Here is a 16,579-nt window from a genome sequence, read left to right as displayed (position 1 = left end):
GGACTCTAGCGGTCTTCACGCGTGTGCCACAGCCGCAAGAGGTAAATCGTTGACGCCTCGATCTCATAGCGCAGCTCGTAGCGGCCAACCAGGATGCGGCGGATGTCGCGTGGGTCGAATTCCTCCAACCGTTCGCCTATGCGTGGATTCGCCAGCAAACTGGCGGCGGCGGCCGTGAGCGACTGCACGGCACGGGCAGCGGCCGGCTTGTTCACCGTCGCCAAGAACTCATGCAGCCGTATCAAATCGGAGAGTGCCTTGCTGGTCCAGCGCAAGTCCATCAAGGCAGCACCGGCGCGGCCAGCGGCCTGTCGGTGCCAAGGCTGTCTGCCCACGCCTGCACCGACTGATGATCGATGACACGCCCGGCGGCCACATCGGCCATCGCTTCGCGCGTGAGGCGACTGCGCTCCTCTTCTTGGTCAACCCAAGCGCTGAGCGCCTGTTTAACGATCCAGCCGCGCGAACGCTCGAGCCGGGATGCCAATTGATCGACTTTGTCGGCCAGCGGCAAAGGGATATGTGCGGTAATCACTTTGGTTTCCGTCTGTGCCATAAATGATTCCTTCAAATTGGTTTCTTGGGGAGAGCGAGGTCATTCTTGCATTGCCCTCCAAGCATGTCAATCAAAGTCAATCAAACCTAATCAAATACAATCGGCCACTCTCATCCTGTCGGCACTCAAATCACGCCGACCGTGCCGCAGGCGCGCAGGTCGAGGATGCCGCGCTCGATGGCCAGCGTGACGGCGTGGGTGCGGTCGCTGGCGGCCAGCTTGGCCAGGATGCTCTTCATGTGCACCTTGACGGTCTCCTCGGAGATGGCCAGCAGCACGCCGACGCGCTTGTTGCTCTGGCCGCCGGCGACCAGCTGCAGCACCTCGAGCTCGCGCTTGCTCAGCGCGTCGACGTGCCAGTGCGCCGCCATGCCGCTGGCCACCGCCGCCGGTATGCAGCGGCGGCCGGCGTGCACGTTGCGCACCGTCGCCAGCAGCTCCTTGCGCAGCATGCTCTTGAGCAGGTAGCCGACCGCGCCGGCCTTGATGGCGCGCTGCGCCAGCACATCGCCCTCGTAGGTGGTGAGCACGACGATGCGGGCGTTGGGGAAGTCGCGCCGGATCGCCATGGTCGCGTCGATGCCGTTCATGTCCGGCATTTGGATGTCCATCAGCGTCACGTCGGGACGCAGCTCGCGGTAGCGCTGTATCGCCTCGCGGCCGCTGGTGGCCTCGGCCAGCAGGCGCATGTCGGCCTCGTCCTCGATGACGCTGGCGATGCCCTCCCTGAACAGCGGATGGTCGTCGACCGTCATCACCGTGATGGGCGGGGCCGCCTCGGTTGCCGGGTGGGCGCTGCTGTCGCTGCCTGTGTTCATTGCGCCTTCCATCTGGTTCTACCGAGCCGCCCAGTGTGTCACAAGATTGCCGTTCCTGCCATACCCCGATAGGGTTAGCGCGCGCCAACCCGATCGGGGGCTGCGCCGCGCCCGGCACACCGCTAAGCTGCATGCCATGACAGCTTAGCCCACCGGGCCGCCCCCGCCATGCATGGATTCACCTCGAGTTTTCCCGCCGGCGGACCCGGCGCCGGCCTGCTGCTGCTGCGCCTGGCCGTGGCCATCCGCCTGCTGCTAGACAGCCTGGGCGGCGCGCTGCCGCCTTGGTGGTGGCTGCTGCTGGCCCTGCTCATGCTGCTGGGCCTGGGCCTGCTGACGCCGCTGGCGGCGGCGGTCTGCGCCGTCTACCAGGCGCTCAGCCTGTTCAACAACTGGGCCAGCGCCGGGCCGGCGCCGGCCGTGGCGGTGTGCGGCGCGCTGGCGCTGCTGCTGCTCGGCCCCGGCGCCTACGCCCTGGACGCCAGGCTGTTCGGCCGGCGCCGGCTGCTGCTGCCCAAAGATCCATTCACGCCCGATTCGTAAGGGGCATCATTGTTACGGAGAAGTCTATGAATCGCGCTGAAAAAATCCGCGTGCTGGTGATCCACCAGGACGCCATCGTCAACGCCGGCCTGGTGGCGCTGCTGCGCGCCTGCGCCGACATCGAGCTGAGCCTGGACGAGGCGACCGGCGACGGTGTCGACGTGGTGCTGGCCGACTACCGCCAGGGGCTGGCGCGGGTGCGCCCGGCCGAGGGCCACGGCCCGGCGCCGGTGGCGCGCGTGCTGGTGGTGACCCAGCTCGACCGCGAATGGGAGCTGCACACCGCGATGACGGCCGGCGTGCACGGCTATCTGCTGCAAAGCTGCGACGCCGGGCAGCTGCTGACGGCCGTGCGCGCGCTGGGCCGCGGCCTGCGCTACATCAGCCCGGAGCTGAGCCGCTGCGTGGCCGACAGCTTCTCCCGCGTCGGCCTGACCGGACGCGAGAGCGACGTGCTGCAGTTGTTGGCCGAGGGTTGCTGCAACAAGTCGATCGCGCGCGAATTGGGCATCGGCGTCGGCACCGTCAAGACCCACGTCAAGGGCCTGTTCGACAAGCTCGGCGCCACCGCCCGCACCCACGCGGTGGTGCTGGCGACGCGGCGCGGCCTGGTCGGCGAACCGCGCCGCGGCGGCGCGCAGCCGGCCTGAGCACTTAGGCGAAGGCGGCGCCAGCGCCGGCGTCGATCTGCTTGCGGCGGTCGACCCGCGCGCCCCACAGGCCGAGCGCGCCGACCGGCAGCAACAGCACCCATTGCGGCAGCCGCAACAGCATGGCCGGGCCGACGTAAATCAGGTCGACCAGGACGAACACCGTGCCAAAGCTCAACCATAGATAGGACACCAGCCGGACCGTGGCCCGCGCCCACGCCGCTGTCGGCCGCAGCGCCAGGCCCAAGGCGAGCGCCGAGATTACCAGCGCCGCTGTGACCAAATGCCAGCAGGCCAGCAGTAGTAGACTGACCTCGGAGGGCAGGCCCGACTGCAGCAGCGGGCCTTCAATCTCGGGCGTGCCGACGAAGGTGTGCAACAGGGCGGTGAAGGTGGCCAGCAGCGTGGCGGCGAGCAGTGGTCGGTTCATGTGTGCTTTCAAAGAGATGAGTCAAAAAAGGCAGGTGTTCATGCCGGACAGGGAAGGTACGGCGAACTAACAAAATGAAGTCAGGCATCGGGCCAGTTGGGCGGCAAGGGCGGCGCCGCCGGCGTCATCAACATCAAGAAGCGCCGCAACATGCGGCTGGAATCGACGCGCTGGCCGCAGGGCAGCACATAGAACAGGCCGACGAAGGTGGCGTACTCGATGCGCGCCAGGTCGAGCGCGTCGGCCGGATCGCCGTGGCCGTTGATCTCGTCGATCAGACCGGCCAGGTAAGCGATGCGGCGCTGGTCTATCACCGCCACCCGGCCGCCCACGTCGGCATTGCTGGCCGCCCACTGGCGCATGGCGCGCTCGGTGCTGCCGTCCAGCGACAAGGCCAGGCCCGCCAAGGCTTGCCGCTTTTGCCAGGCGCCGGCGGACTGGTCGACCATCCGCATCACGCTCTCGGTGTCGCGCTGTTCCCAGAACGACACCAGCGCGTCACCGTAGGTCTTGACGTCGGCGAAGTGGTGGTAAAAGGAGCCCTTGGAGCGCCCCACGCTCTTGCACAACTGCTCGACGGTGATGGCCTGCGGGCCGGTCCCGGACAGGAGGCCCAGGCCGGACTCCAACCAGGCGGTGCGCGGCAGCTTGGTTTCCCGGTGTTGAGTAGGTTTTGTGTTTGGCGGCATGGCTTTTCTATCAAGATACATACTATACCGCATAGTATAGTTAAAAACGCCATATTATCAAGAGAAAAAGATTCCCCCGGCTTACTTACCCCAGGGGCGAAGGGGTCTGACCCCATGCGGGGTCGGACCCCGTGGCGTATCGCAGTGCGGGGTAGAGAACCGAACGGAACGCCGGGACCTAGCTGCGGCGGCGGAACCAGCCGGCCAGCGACAGCCGTTCGCAGGTCGCCGGCAGCACCTCGTGCAGCATGTCGGCCGACAGGAACAGCACCAACCGGCTGCCCAGCGGCGCGATGTCGAGCGTCGGCCCGCCCTGCGGATGCAGGCGCAGCGCGCCGCCCTGCCCGTTCGGCCAGTCGGCGTTCAGGTAGATCACCGCCGACACGGTGCGCAGGTCGTCGTCGCGGAAGCGGTCCAGGTGCTGCTGGTAGCCGGCGCCCGGCGCATACAGCGCGAAATGGCTTTCGTAGTTGTCCAGGCCGAGGAAGAAGGCCTGGTTCAGCGCCAGCCGCAGCTGTTCCATGATGCCCTGGTAGCGGTCGCAGGCGTCCGATTGGCCGGCCGCCAGCCAGCGCGTGCGGTCGCCGCGGATGTCCGGCCGCAGCGCCTGCGCGTCGCCCCGGCCGACGGCGGCCAGCGTCAACGCGCCGGTGGCGGCCAGCGAGCGGCATTCGGCCGCCAGCGCCAGCGTCAGTTCATCGGAAAGAAAGTGGTTTTGTTGCGACCAGCCGTGGCTGGCCAGCTGGTCCAGCGTGCGCTGGTGCAGCCACGGCCCCGTCGACGACGGGATGGGGGACGGATCGGTATGCATCTGAGCTGCTTTCCTGGTGGCGTGCGGACAAAAATATCGTCAACCAGCCAGGAGTGCTGATCAAACGCCGCCTGGTCGGCAGCAGCGCATCTTTGAGCGGCCATGGTAACACCTTCCACGGCCGCGCCAACACTCATTTGCCCCGGGAAAGGCAGCCTTGAAACGGGGCGGCTTAGAAGGAGTAAGTCAGCCCCAGGTCGAAGGAACGGCCGTAGCCGGGCAGCGCGCGCAGGGTGCCGCTGCGGCTCGCCGCCATGCCGGCCAGGTCGACCCCGCCCATCGGGTCGGCGTAGTAGCGGTTGAACAGGTTGCCGACGCCGGCCGACAGGCTGACGTTGCGCCCGGCCTGGTACTGCGCGCGGGCGTTGAACACGGCGTAGGCGCCGGTTTCCGGTTCCAGGCGCTGGCTGTCGACCAGGTGCTTGCGGCCGACCAGCTTGGCCTCGAGCGTGTTGTGCCAGGCGCCCTGCGCCTGTTCGAGGGCGACGCTGGCGTTGAACGGCATCATGCGGTACAGGTCGAGGCCGTCGGTGCGCTCGCCACGGGTGATGCTGGCCGTGCCCTTCAGCGCCAGCTTGCCGAAGCGGGCGTCCTGCGCCAGCGCCAGGTTCCACGCCAGGTTGACGCCGTACAGGCGGGCGTCGTGGTTGGCGAAGCGCAGCAGCCGGCCGCTGGCCGTCTTCACGCCGTAGGGGTTGAAGCTGCCGATGGCGTCGGCGTCGACGTAGTCGCGCACGAAGCTGAAGTACGGCGTCACTTTGACGCTCCAGCGCTGGCGCGCCGCGTCGTGCCAGTCGGCGCTGGCGCTGAGGGTGTGCGCCACCTCGGGGTTGAGGTCGAGGTTGCCGACGTAGCCGTTGCCGTCGCCGAACCAGTTGATCATCCGCATCGCCATGGTGCCACGGCCCCAGGTGTAGCGCTCGTACAGGTTGGGCGAGCGGGTCTTGCGGGCGTAGCCGAACTCGTAGCTGGCGCCGGCGCCGGCCTCGTAGCGGGCCAGCGCGGTCAGGTCGACGTTGTTGTCGCGGCGGGCGTGGCCGCGGCTGTTGAAGAGCTTGGCGGCGTCGACGTCGGCGGCGTTCATCATCGTGTAGTTGTAGGGCTGGACCTGGCCGGCGTCGCTGTTGACGCGCTCGCCGCGCAGGCCGAGCTGGGTGCTCCACTGCGCGTTGACGGCCTGGTCCCACTCGGCGAACAGGACGACGCGGTCGCGCTTGCCGTCGTGGATGTTCAAGTAGACCAGCGGCGACATCATCATCGCGCCCGGCACGGACGGCCAGTAGTCCTCGAGGCGGAAGCTGTGGTACTCGTGGCCCAGGCGCAGGGCGCCGCCGGCCGCCAGCGGCAGCTCGGCCTTGACGGCGTAGCCACGGTCGCGGCCCTCGGTCAGCATCGGCATCTTGCCGGCCCGCTCGGCGCTGAAGAAGCCCATGTCGTGCTCGGTGCGCTGCCAGTACAGGCGGGCGTCCAGCTTGCCCCAGGCCAGCGCGCCGTTGTAGTTCAGGTTGGCGAAATCGGCATGGTTGCGCGTCATGTCCATGTACTGGTTGGGGAAGCCTTGGTAGGGGATGCGCTGGGTGCCCAGGCGCAGCGTGAGCAGCTGGCCGCCGCCCTGCGCCGCCATGGTCAGGCTCTGGTTGGTGCTCTTGTAGAGGCTGTCGCGCACCTGGTCGCCGTTGCCGTCGCGGTAGCTGTTGGCGCGCACCCGGTTGCCGCTGTAGGCGATGCTCAGGCGCTCGTTGGCGACGCCGGCGCTCAGCGCCGCCGAGACGCTGCGGTCGACGCTGCGCGCGCCCAGCGACACGCTGCCGCTGCTGCGCAGCAGGCCGGGCGCGTCGGCGAACTCGGCCGGCGCCGACTCGACCTCGATGCTGCCACCGATGCTGTCGCCGCCCATGCTCACCGGCGTCAGGCCGGCCAGCATGCGGATCTTGCCGACTTGTTTGGGCGCGATGTAGGACAGCGGCGCGTTCATGTGGTTGGCGCAGGCCGAGCTCACTTCCATGCCGTCGATGCGGATCTTCAGGCGGTCGTCGGCGAAGCCGTTCATCACCGGCAGGCCGGACACGCCGCCACCGGCCGCCACGTTGTAGCCGGCCACGTTGGACAGCAGCTGGCTGCTGTCGCTGCCGGCCAGCGGCTGCGGCATCGCCTGGCCGACCACGCGCACCTCCGGCATGGTGCCGGACACGGTGCCGGACACGGCCTGGCTCTGCGCCAGCGCGGGATGGGCCAGGCAAATGGCGAGGGCGAGCGGGGTCAGTTGGATGGAGTATTTCATGGGGTACTTCCTTTCTAAGGTGCTCAAATGGGGTGCGCCGTCCGGCCGGCCGAGGGCGCGGCTGCGCCGGGGCATGCCACGGCTGCGCCTGGCCGCAGGGAGACGGCACGGCGCGACGCGGCACGGCGCGGCACGACGCCGCAAGGCGGCGGCCGACAAGCGGGCGCGGCTGCTCGTCCCGGCCTGGTGGCGCGGGCGTGGTGGAACGGGGTTTAGGAGAGGGTCAGGCGGCGGCCGGCGGGCCGCGCGGGCTGGCGGCGGACCAGGAGAACAGCGGCGCCGGCGCCCGGTAGAACAAGGAGGGGTAGTGATCGTAGCCGGCCAGCAGCGGCAAGACGTGCGCCGAAGTGGGCAGCAGCGCCAAAGCGCCGCCGTGGCTCATGCAGTAGGCGCAGTGCTCCAAGTGGTGTTGCAGGGCTGCGGGATGCTGGTCGATGGCGGCCGGGGCGGCGGCCTTGGCGCCGTTGCTGCTGCAGATCGCCATCAGGCCGGGCGCGCTGGCACCGGCAACGGCCGAGGAAGGCGCGGCGGCGGTCAGCGCGTGTGAGATGGAAGGCGCCAGCGCGCTGAACAGGATGGCCAGACAGGCCACCCAAGCGCACAACATTCTTCTTTTCACATTTGTAACCATATGGCAATTATACGGGACGCCGCCCGGGGCTAGCATACAAAACTCCCGCCGATCTTAACGTAGATCATCTTTTAACCGGCTTTGCCGCCGCCTGCCGTTGGCGCCCGCCGTCGCCACATCTTCATTGCAAATGATTCCCATTACGCATATCATTCGGAATGAGAATCGTTCTCACAAATACCAAGGAAAGCGCCGAAGGAGACCAATGGATATTCCAAAAGAATTGCGCAATTCCGGCCTGAAGGCCACCCTGCCCCGCCTGCGCGTGTTGCAGCTGTTCCAGGAGGGCAAGAAGAAGCACCTCAGCGCCGACGACGTCTACCATTTGCTGCGCGACGAGCACATCGACCTCGGCCTGGCCACCGTCTACCGCGTGCTGATGCAGTTCGCCGCCGCCGGCATCCTCAGCCGGCGCCAGTTCGAATCGGCCGCCTCGGTGTTCGAGCTGAACCAGGGCGAGCACCACGACCATCTGGTCTGTACCCGCTGCGGAAAAATGGAGGAGTTCGTCGACGCCGACATCGAGCGCCGCCAGGAGGAAGTGGCGCGCGAGCGCGGCTTCGCCCTGCACGAGCATTCGCTGTCGCTGTACGGCGTCTGCGCCCACTGCAACGGCGCGCCGGCCTAGGCGACAAGAGTACAAGGGTCAGACCCTTAGGGTCTGACCCTCGATTGGCCGCCGCAGGTTTTCGTCGGCGCGCGCAAATCCGGGGAGCCGCCTCATTTCTGCCGCAGCAAGTCCTCGATGTGGCGCGCCGGCACCGCGTAGGTGATGCCGGTCGGCGTGCTCAGCGCCGTCTCCTTCAGTCCCTTGACGAACATCTGGTTGACGATGCCGACCACCCGGCCGCTGTCCGGCGCGTAGACCGGCCCGCCGCTGTTGCCGGCGAAGGCCGTGCCGTCGAGCTGGTACACCTTGAACGGCGTCTGGCTCAACTGGGCGATGGCGCGCGGGTTCAACTGCCGCGTGGCCAGCGCCGGCAGCACCACCGGCGTCACCGCCGACAAGGTGGCGCGGTGCGTGGCGCGGTTCAAACCGAGCGCCAAGCCGAGCGGAAAGCCGGTGAAGGCCAGCGCGCTGCCCTCCTGCGGCGCGTGTTCGGGCGCCAACTCCAACTGCAACACCGGCAAGGCCGGCGCGGCGATGCGCAGATGCAGCAGGTCGTGCTCCTTGTCGACCGCGCGCACCGTCGCGGCGCGGAATTCGAGCTGCGCGCCGTTGCCCAGCAACACACCCAGCACCTCCCCTTGCAGCGGCAGCGGCGGACCGAGCGCCAACTGGGCGTTGGTCACCACGCTCAGCCCGTCGCCGACGGCGAAGCCGGTGCCGACGAAGCGGATCGGCGGACTGCGTCCGGCCAGGAAGGTGCCCACGCCCACCACCGCCGGCTTGACGCGGACAATGGTGTGCTCGAGCTGGTCCGCCCGGGCCGCCGGCGCGATGCAGTTCAACAACACCGCCGACCAGGCGGCCAGGCCGGCGACCGGCCGGCGGCGGAACAAGACGGCAAGCAATGGCGGCATGCGGGGCACCGGGAAGTGGGCGGGAGCGCCCACCTTAGCACAAAAAAATTACAATAATGTAAACGAAACTACGGTAACATACTGAACTTAGATGTGTTTTAGATAATTATCAAGATAAGCGGCGAGGTTTCATGCTGGCCTACCAGGCCGGCGCGCCGCAGCCCTCAGCGGAACACAAGCCATGCCGGACGACAAGCCGACCCTGCCGCAGCCGACCATCACGCCAGCCGTCGTTCCCGCCGCCCCGCCGCCCCGCTCCGGCGCCGGCCTGGCGCTGTGTCTGGCCCTGGCGCTGCTGTTGCCGCTGCTGGCGAACCTGGCCACGGCGCGCTCCATCGTGGCGATCTGGAACCGTTCCGACACCTTCGCCCACGGCTACCTGATCCTGCCCGGCGCGCTGTGGCTGATCTGGCAGCAGCGCGCCGCGCTGGCGCGCCTGCCGCTGCGCCCCTGCTGGCCCGCCCTGCCCCTGCTGCTGGGCTGCGCCGCCGCCTGGCTGCTGGCGCAACTGGGCGAGGTGCAGATCGTGCGCCAGTACGCCATGGTCGCCATGCTGCCCCTGGCGGTGCTGCTGCTGCTGGGCCGCCGCGTCGCCCGCGCCATCGCCTTCCCCCTGCTGTTCCTGGTGTTCGCCGTGCCCTTCGGCGACGTCTTCATTCCGCCGCTGATGGACGTGACCGCCAACGCCACCATCGCCGCCCTGCGCCTGAGCGGCATCCCCGTCCTACGCGAAGGCAACACCTTCATGATACCGAGCGGCAGCTGGTCGGTGGTCGAGGCCTGCAGCGGCCTGCGCTACCTGATCTCGTCGCTGACGCTGGGCTGCCTGTACGCCTGGCTGACCTACCGCTCGCGGCTGCGCCAGGCCGCCTTCATCGCCCTCGCCGTGCTCGTGCCGATCGGCGCCAACGCGGTGCGCGCCTACGGCATCGTCATGATGGGCCACCTGAGCGGCATGACGATGGCGGTCGGCTTCGACCACCTGATCTACGGCTGGGTCTTCTTCGGCCTGGTGATCTCGCTGCTGTTCCTGATCGGCAGCCTGTGGCGCGAGGACCGCCGCCAGCCGCTGCCCGACGCCGCCGCCCGCGCCGCCGCGACGGCCGCCACGACGGCCGCCACGCCGTCGGCCGCGCCGGCCCGGCTGGCGCTGGCCGCGCTGGCCGTGCTGCTGGCCGCCGGCGCCGGCCCCCTGGCCGCCGGCTATCTGGAGCGGGCCCAGTTCAACCCGCAACCGGTGCGGCTGGACGGCTTCCGGGCCGCTTGGCCGGCCGCCGCCCCGTTCGCCGACTGGCAGCCGGCCTTCGCCGCCCCCGCCGCGCAGCTGCGGCAAAGCTACGCCGCCGGCCAACAGCGGGTCAGACTAACGCTGCTGTACTACCGCAACCAACAGCCGGAACGGCCGATGATCAGCTCCGGCAACCGCCTCACGCTGGACGCCAAGAACCAGGCCTGGCGCGAGGCCGGCGGCGCGCTGCGCCAGGAGCACCTGGCGGGCCAGGCCTTGACGGTGAACGAGACGGTGTTGAAGGGCGCCAACGGCCGCCTGCTGGTGTGGCGCTGGTACGCCATCGACGGGCGCCGCACCGCCAACGACTATGTCGGCAAGCTGTGGGCGGTGCGCCAACGCCTGCTGCGCGGCAGCGACGACGGCGCGGTCGTGCTGCTCTATACGCCGCTCGACGAGCAGCCGGAGGCGGCCCGCGCCGCGCTGCGCAGCTTCGTCGCGGCCAACCTGGCGCCGCTCGAGGCCACGCTGGCCGCCAACGGCAAACCCTGAGCGGACGTAAAAGCGCCCCGCCGGAACGGGTCCGGACGGGGCGCCGTGCGCTTGGGTGGGCGGCGCCGCTTAGCCGGCCGGCGCCACCGACCAGGCGCTGTCGCCCTGCTCGGGATAGGCGCGCAGGAACACCTGCTCGTGCACCTGGGCCAGCGCCTGCTGGTGCTGGTAGATCTCGTCGGCGGTCTTGCGGCGCTCGCCCTTCAAGTCGGGCGCCAGCGCCGCCACCAGGTCGCGCTGCAACGATTGATGGCCGGGCGTGGTCGTGTCCGCTGTCAGGCGGCCCATCTCGTAGCGCATCAGGCGGGTCGACTGGCGCGCCTCCTGGCTCAGCGTGGCGCGGGTCAGCAGGCCGTCGCGATAGGCCATGTCGGCGTTGCTGCTGGCCGTGTCCTCGATCTGGTAGTAGTCGTAGTTCTGCGATTCCTGCGTCAGGTCCAGGCGCAGTTCGACGCCGGATTTGTTGGACGCGTGGAAGGCGGCGCTCAGCGACGATTGTTGTTGCTGCGCGATGGTGCGGTCGCCCTGGCTGCGGCCGCCGACGCTGGTGTTCTGCGACAACTCGTAGGAAAAGCGGTCCAGCTCGCCGGGGCGCAGCGGATTGATCGACTTCACGGCCTGTGTGATCGAGGCGCTGAAGTCGGCCAAGCCGGTCAGCATGGCGTGGTCCTCGTCGGACAGCGTCACCTGGTGCGACTGGTAGCCGCCGACGGCCGGCTGCTTGGCCGCGCCGACATGGCTGTTCATGGCGGTAAAGGCGTCCTTGAACATGGCCACCAGCCCGGCGTCGCCACGGCCGCGCGCGGCGGCCTGGTCGACCTGTTTCAAGTAGCTGCCCAACGCCTTGGCCTGCTGCTCCGCGCTGCCCAGGCCGGCCAGCTTGGCCACGTCGACGCTGACCTTGGCCGCGCCGGACGGGCCGTCGATGCCGACCGTCCGGTGCGCGCCGTCGGCGTGGAAGTCCAGGCTTTGCGTGCGCTGCGGGTCGTTCGGCAAGCGCACCGCCACGTGCAGGTCGACCGAGGCCAACAGCGTGCGGTCGAACTGGGTCAAGCCGTCCAGCTTGAGCTTGGGCGGGCCCTGCGTCATGCCGTCGATGGCGCCCTGGAAGGCGGCCGACAGGCCGGCCAGCGCGCCGCGCTCGGCCTCGCTCAGCGAGCCGCTCGTGCTCATTTGCACGGCCAGGCCGTCGTCCTGGCTGTCCAGCGTCACCTTCACCTTGGCGCCGCTCTTGGTGGTGATGTTGAGGCTGACCTGGTTGTCGCCACGGCCGTGCAGCGCCGGCGGCTGGGTCGAGAACAGCGCGCCGTAGCCGCCCACCTGCGTCCCCGGCGGCAATTGCTGCGCCGCTTGCGACACGTCCGCGCCCTCGCCCTTGAAGCTGCCGAGCAGCGCCGCCCCCAGGCCGCGGAAGCGGCCGGCCGTCGACTGCGCCGAGTAGTTGCGCTCGATCAGGGAGGTGATCGGATCGCGCGACTTGCTTTCCCAGATCAGCGGCGCGCCGCTGGTGTCCACCGCGCGGGGCAGGCCCTGCAACGAGGCCGCCAGCGCTTCCGGGCTGAGCTTGACGACGGCGTCGGCCGCCGCCGCCTTGGACGCCGGCGCCTCGGCCCGGTTGGCGGCGGCCGCGCCGCTCTGGATGGCGCTCGCGGCGCCGACTGGGGAGATGCTGGTCATGGTGGTCTTGCCTTGCCGATCGGGCGCAGGGTGATGGTGAAAAATCCAAGGTTTAGCGAATTATAAGCTTTTTCCTCAATCGATTCTCACAGGCAAGAGCAATTCCGGCCGAAAAAAAGCCCCTGCGACAGGGGCTCGGCGGCCTGGTCCGGCCGGCCGCAAGCGGCGCCGGCCGGCCGGGCTGGACGGGGCTTACGCCACCTCGGTGACGAACTGCGCGCGCGGACGGCGCACCTTCTTCAGCGCCACCAGCCAGTCGCCCTCGCCGGCGCGATAGCCCAGCGGCAGCATCACCACCGAGCGCAGGCCGCGCTCGCGCAGCTTGAGCACCTCGTCGACCTTGGCCGGGTCGAAGCCCTCCATCGGCGTGCTGTCGACCTCCTCGTAGGCGGCGGCGATCAGCGCCGAACCGAGGCCGATATAGGCTTGCCGGGCGGCGTGCTCGAAATTGGTCTGCGCGTCGCGCGCCGGATAGCTGGCCAGCAGCTGTTGCCGATACGCCTCCCAGCCCTCGTTTTTCAGACCGCGCTGCTCGTTCACCAGGTCGAACATGCCGTTGATGCGCTCGGCGGTGTAGTTGTCCCAGGCGGCAAACACCAGCAGGTGCGAGCAGTCGGAGATCTGGCCCTGGTTCCAGGCGTGCGGCTTGATCTGCTCGCGCACCGCCGGGTTGGTGACGACGATGACCTCGTACGGCTGCAGGCCGCTGGAGCTGGCCGTCAGGCGCACCGCCTCGAGGATGCGCTCGACCTTTTCTTGCGCAACATCCTTGCTAGGGTCCATCTTTTTGGTGGCGTAGCGCCATTCGAGTCGATTCAGCAATTCGGGCATTGGGTGCATCACTTTCTGCGTGGTGGGGATGTCGACTTACTTGGGGACAAATTACTAAGTTGCAAGTACCTGTCGACGCGCCCGCCCCCACCGCCGCGAGAATGGCCCCGCCGAGCATCCGGCGGGGCGAATCCAAGCGTCTATTTCACCACGGCCACCTGCTGGCGCTTGCCGCCCCGGAAGGTGTAGATGGTCAACACGCCGTCCTGCACATCGCCCCTGGCGTCGAAGGCGATATTGCCCGTCACGCCCTGGTGGCGGATTTTCGCCAGCACCGGCAAATACCTGGCCGGCTCGGGCGAACCGGCCTGCTGCATCGCCTGCACCATGGTCAGCAGCGCGTCGTAGGCGTACGGCGCGTAGGTCTCCACCCCGATGCCGAATTTGCGCCGGTACGCCGCCCTGAAATCGTCCATGCCCTTTTGTTGCGCCGGCTCGACGCCGCCGGCCTCGGCGCAGATCACCTGGCCGTCGCGCATGGCGTCGCCGGCCAGCCGGGCCAACGAATCGGAGCACAGGCCGTCGCCGCCCATGAACTGGACCGCCATGCCCAGTTGCTTCATCTGGCGCAGCATCGGCCCGCCCACGGCGTCCATGCCGCCGAAGAAGATCAGGTCCGGCTTGCTGGCCTTGATGGCGGTGAGGATGGCGCTGAAGTCGCTCGCCTTGTCGCTGGTGTACTGCTGCGCGACGATGCTGGCGCCCGCGCCGGCCCGCTTGACGCCCTTGGCGAACTCGTCGGCGACACCCTGGCCGTAGGCGGTGCGGTCGTCGACGACGGCGATGCGCTTGGCCTTGCCGGCCTGCACCGCATACCTGGCCAGCGCCGCGCCCAGTTGCTCGTCGTTGGCGATGTTGCGGAAGGCCGTGTTGTAGCCCTGGCGCGTGTACTTGGGGTTGCTGGCGGAGGGTGAAATCTGCGGAATGCCCGCCGCGTGGTAGATCCGCGAGGCCGGTATCGTGGTGCCCGAGTTCTCGTGGCCGACCACGCCCTGCACCTTGGCGTCGACCAGCTTCTGCGCCACGGCGGCGCCCTGCTTCGGATCGCCGGCGTCGTCCTCGGCCTGCAGCACCACGCGGTAGCGCTTGCCGCCGATCAGCACGCCCTTGGCGTTCAACTCGTCGACCGCCATGCGCGCGCCGTTCTCGTTGTCCTTGCCGAGGTGGGCGATGGGACCGGAAGTGGCCGCCACATGGCCGATTTTGATGACCTCGTCGGCCCGAGCGCCGGCCGCACACGCCAGCGCGACGGCCATGAAGACTACTTTCAATTTGAACGGCATGGTTTCCTTTTGATTACTTGGGGGGGGGCGCCGGGGTGAAAGAAGCGGCGAATCCGCCGATCTTACAATAGAAAACCGGGCGCGGGCAAAAGCGTCCAGCCGTCGCCGGAGCTGTTCAGCCGGACCGGCACGGCGCCACAGGCGCCACCACCGCCGGCTCGGTGTAGCCCTTCAACACCAACGCCTTGGCCTGTTCGACCAACGACGACGCCACCGTCGCCTTGCCGGCGCCGAAGCTCGGGTTGAAGCGGGCGAAGCGCTTGGCGAAGTTGATGTCGATGGGGAAGCTGTGGTTGGCGTCGCCGCGCACGGCGCGGTCGAAGGCGTTGCGCGTCTCGGCCGGCTTCGTCGGCACCCACGGCGAGAACGACAACACCTTGATCTGGTTGTTGGTCAAATCGAAGTCATACAGGCGCATCAGGCCGTTGCCGCCCTGGTAGGCGATCTGGTAGTCGACCACCATCTCCTCGACTGCGTTGCCGAAGTCGTTGCTCTTGGTCGGGCGCGCGCCGCCGTGGTGGTGGCCGTTGAGCGTCATGAAGATTTGGTCGTTGTCGCGTATCAGCTTTTCCCACAACATCTTCCCGTAGCCGGTTTCCAGCGGGCTGAGCGCGTCCGGCGCGATGTTGAGCAACTGGTGGTTGGCCAGGATCGCCGGCAGCGTCGGATGCTCGGCCAGCACCTTGCGCGCCCAGGCGATGCCGGCGTCGGAAATGCGCCACGACAGCGACAGCACCAGGAACTGCTGATCCTGCGCCTCTGAAGATGTGGAACTCGTGGAAGCCGGTGCTGTCGCGCGCGCCGAAGGTGGCCTGGCGCTGCGCGCGCCGGGTGCTGAACCATTGCAGGTAGGGCTCGTTGGCCAGCACGCGCTGGGTGTCGGTGCCCTTGCCGGGGTCGCTGTCGAAATCTATTTCGTTCAGCACGTCGAGGTTGCCGGCCAGGATGGAGTAAGGCACCTTGGCCGCCTCCAGCACCTGCATGGCACTGTCGGCCACCTTCCATTGCTCCGGCTTGCCCACTTGGTCGACCACGTCGCCGAGGTGGATCAGGAAGGGATCTACTCCCAGGACGAACTCGATGCCATTGCACTTGAACTCAACCAGCGCCCGCGTGCCCGATTTGGTTTCCAATCGCCGCTGGCCGTTTATACTGCACACATGATCCGATTAAATAATCCGAGCATCGCTGCTCATTAACCCAGTGTTGCAGTTGGTTCTTGAAACCGCCCTGTCAATCGTATCCATCAGTCGGACAATAAGTCCGTCTTTTTCCGATTCGGACAGGGTGGACAGGTCGGGACGGGGCAGTTTCGGTGGCATCCCGGCATGATGGACTATTCGCCTTTCGTTTACAACAGCTTTCTGGTCGTTTCACTCAGGCTGAATAGTTATGGAAATTTCAGCCACGCTTCCAATGGAGATGATTGGCTTTTCCTGAAATCAGTTTTGCAGTATTACTTATTGGTTTGGCGGTTTGGATAGGACACTTATTAAATTAGAGGGCACTCAACAATTTCCTCACGTATTGGAGTTGGTATTTGCTCATATGCAATCACAGCAAAATCCCCACCCACCTGATGAAGACCACGCGCAGCAATGAACCTTTGCCCTCCTTCAAACACGAAACACAGTCCGATTTCGCTTGGCAATTCGCTCAACAACGCATTCATCGAACGTGGTTTTAGAACAACCAGGTTAATTAATGTTCGACCAACCAATTCAAAAAATAATTTATTGGAAAATTGGCGGTCCTTGACATCAATTGGAAAGAGTTCAGAGTCCTCGTCCATTGCTGGATGTTTGGCGGCAATGCCGACAGCACGATCCAACCAAACAACCACACTATTAATACTTGGTTCTTCAGCTATCCCAATTACGGTTCCATCTTCGAACGCAACCCCAAGAGGGCCATAGGTCAGCGAGAATGCAGAACCTTCGGCGGTGCCGCACTCGTTCGAAACTTCTTCTTTTGGCCACCAACTATAGCGTATTAAACCTGTCACACGTTTTCCGACAACGTTTTTCAATAGGCGCAACGACAATGATGGCGGCAAAGATTCATTATCTTTCATT

17 protein-coding genes and 1 pseudogene are annotated in these 16,579 nt (G+C 67.1%); 4 read left to right on the top strand and 14 right to left on the bottom strand.

Going from position 1 to position 16,579, the window contains the following annotated elements:
• Positions 1 to 5: 5 nt before the first annotated feature.
• From QC826_RS12350 to QC826_RS12340, 3 genes are all read right to left on the bottom strand, one after another.
• Positions 6 to 281 carry a type II toxin-antitoxin system RelE/ParE family toxin gene (locus QC826_RS12350; protein ID WP_279766459.1) on the bottom strand — a complete coding sequence of 92 codons (276 nt, stop codon included), beginning with the start codon at positions 279 to 281 and terminating at the stop codon, positions 6 to 8.
• Complete coding sequence (locus QC826_RS12345) at positions 281 to 556, bottom strand: CopG family ribbon-helix-helix protein (protein ID WP_279765881.1); 276 nt, start codon at positions 554 to 556, stop codon at positions 281 to 283. Before QC826_RS12345 ends, QC826_RS12350 begins: the two co-directional genes overlap by 1 nt.
• A 125-nt stretch (positions 557 to 681) precedes the next feature.
• On the bottom strand, positions 682 to 1,374 hold the full coding sequence (locus tag QC826_RS12340; RefSeq protein ID WP_279765880.1) for a response regulator: 693 nt from the start codon (positions 1,372 to 1,374) through the stop codon (positions 682 to 684).
• A gap of 168 nt (positions 1,375 to 1,542) precedes the next feature.
• Between QC826_RS12340 and QC826_RS12335 the strand changes: the two genes are divergently transcribed.
• A complete protein-coding gene (locus tag QC826_RS12335; protein ID WP_279765879.1) occupies positions 1,543 to 1,917 on the top strand; it encodes a hypothetical protein in 375 nt (124 codons plus the stop codon).
• Positions 1,918 to 1,943: 26 nt separating this feature from the next.
• Entirely contained in the window at positions 1,944 to 2,567 is a 624-nt protein-coding gene (locus tag QC826_RS12330; RefSeq protein WP_279765878.1) for a LuxR C-terminal-related transcriptional regulator, read from the top strand.
• 4 nt (positions 2,568 to 2,571) lie between these two features.
• On the opposite strand, the gene QC826_RS12325 is transcribed toward QC826_RS12330, so the two are convergent.
• The 5 genes from QC826_RS12325 to QC826_RS12305 all read right to left on the bottom strand — a co-directional run bounded on the left by QC826_RS12325 (position 2,572) and on the right by QC826_RS12305 (position 7,385).
• Complete coding sequence (locus tag QC826_RS12325; RefSeq protein ID WP_279765877.1) at positions 2,572 to 2,997, bottom strand: hypothetical protein; 426 nt, start codon at positions 2,995 to 2,997, stop codon at positions 2,572 to 2,574.
• Between the two features lie 80 nt (positions 2,998 to 3,077).
• A complete protein-coding gene (locus tag QC826_RS12320) occupies positions 3,078 to 3,686 on the bottom strand; it encodes a TetR/AcrR family transcriptional regulator (RefSeq protein ID WP_279765876.1) in 609 nt (202 codons plus the stop codon).
• A 178-nt stretch (positions 3,687 to 3,864) separates the two neighbouring features.
• The gene (locus QC826_RS12315) at positions 3,865 to 4,497 is read right to left on the bottom strand and encodes a 2OG-Fe(II) oxygenase (protein WP_279765875.1); all 633 of its coding nucleotides are present in this window, start codon (positions 4,495 to 4,497) and stop codon (positions 3,865 to 3,867) included.
• 172 nt (positions 4,498 to 4,669) lie between these two features.
• Entirely contained in the window at positions 4,670 to 6,778 is a 2,109-nt protein-coding gene (locus QC826_RS12310; RefSeq protein ID WP_279765874.1) for a TonB-dependent receptor, read from the bottom strand.
• A gap of 223 nt (positions 6,779 to 7,001) precedes the next feature.
• Positions 7,002 to 7,385, bottom strand: a complete 384-nt coding sequence (locus QC826_RS12305; RefSeq protein WP_279765873.1) for a DUF2946 domain-containing protein — start codon at positions 7,383 to 7,385, stop codon at positions 7,002 to 7,004.
• A gap of 229 nt (positions 7,386 to 7,614) precedes the next feature.
• Between QC826_RS12305 and fur the strand changes: the two genes are divergently transcribed.
• Positions 7,615 to 8,037, top strand: coding sequence for a ferric iron uptake transcriptional regulator (gene fur, locus QC826_RS12300; protein ID WP_093390402.1), 423 nt, complete (start codon positions 7,615 to 7,617; stop codon positions 8,035 to 8,037).
• Between the two features lie 92 nt (positions 8,038 to 8,129).
• Here fur and QC826_RS12295 read toward each other — a convergent pair whose 3' ends face one another.
• Positions 8,130 to 8,933, bottom strand: coding sequence for a serine protease (locus QC826_RS12295; protein ID WP_279765872.1), 804 nt, complete (start codon positions 8,931 to 8,933; stop codon positions 8,130 to 8,132).
• 181 nt (positions 8,934 to 9,114) lie between these two features.
• On the opposite strand from QC826_RS12295, the gene xrtA reads away from it, so the two are divergent.
• Positions 9,115 to 10,713 carry an exosortase A gene (xrtA, locus tag QC826_RS12290; RefSeq protein ID WP_279765871.1) on the top strand — a complete coding sequence of 533 codons (1,599 nt, stop codon included), beginning with the start codon at positions 9,115 to 9,117 and terminating at the stop codon, positions 10,711 to 10,713.
• Between the two features lie 69 nt (positions 10,714 to 10,782).
• Here xrtA and QC826_RS12285 read toward each other — a convergent pair whose 3' ends face one another.
• The 5 genes and pseudogenes from QC826_RS12285 to QC826_RS12265 all read right to left on the bottom strand — a co-directional run bounded on the left by QC826_RS12285 (position 10,783) and on the right by QC826_RS12265 (position 16,578).
• Positions 10,783 to 12,390, bottom strand: coding sequence for a hypothetical protein (locus QC826_RS12285; RefSeq protein ID WP_279765870.1), 1,608 nt, complete (start codon positions 12,388 to 12,390; stop codon positions 10,783 to 10,785).
• Positions 12,391 to 12,582: 192 nt separating this feature from the next.
• Positions 12,583 to 13,221, bottom strand: a complete 639-nt coding sequence (locus QC826_RS12280; protein WP_093390399.1) for an NAD(P)H-dependent oxidoreductase — start codon at positions 13,219 to 13,221, stop codon at positions 12,583 to 12,585.
• Positions 13,222 to 13,361: 140 nt separating this feature from the next.
• Positions 13,362 to 14,504 (bottom strand): branched-chain amino acid ABC transporter substrate-binding protein, encoded by a 1,143-nt coding sequence (locus tag QC826_RS12275; protein ID WP_279765869.1) that lies wholly within the window; start codon positions 14,502 to 14,504, stop codon positions 13,362 to 13,364.
• A gap of 142 nt (positions 14,505 to 14,646) precedes the next feature.
• A pseudogene (locus QC826_RS12270) lies at positions 14,647 to 15,562 on the bottom strand (modulator protein); the annotation flags it as partial.
• A gap of 434 nt (positions 15,563 to 15,996) precedes the next feature.
• Positions 15,997 to 16,578, bottom strand: coding sequence for a hypothetical protein (locus QC826_RS12265; RefSeq protein WP_279765868.1), 582 nt, complete (start codon positions 16,576 to 16,578; stop codon positions 15,997 to 15,999).
• Position 16,579: the final 1 nt, after the last annotated feature.

The organism is Rugamonas sp. DEMB1, from assembly GCF_029834475.1.
Lineage (GTDB): Bacteria > Pseudomonadota > Gammaproteobacteria > Burkholderiales > Burkholderiaceae_D > Rugamonas > Rugamonas rubra.
Note: the sequence above shows the minus strand (reverse complement) of the source record. Positions and strands in the feature narration are given on the sequence as shown.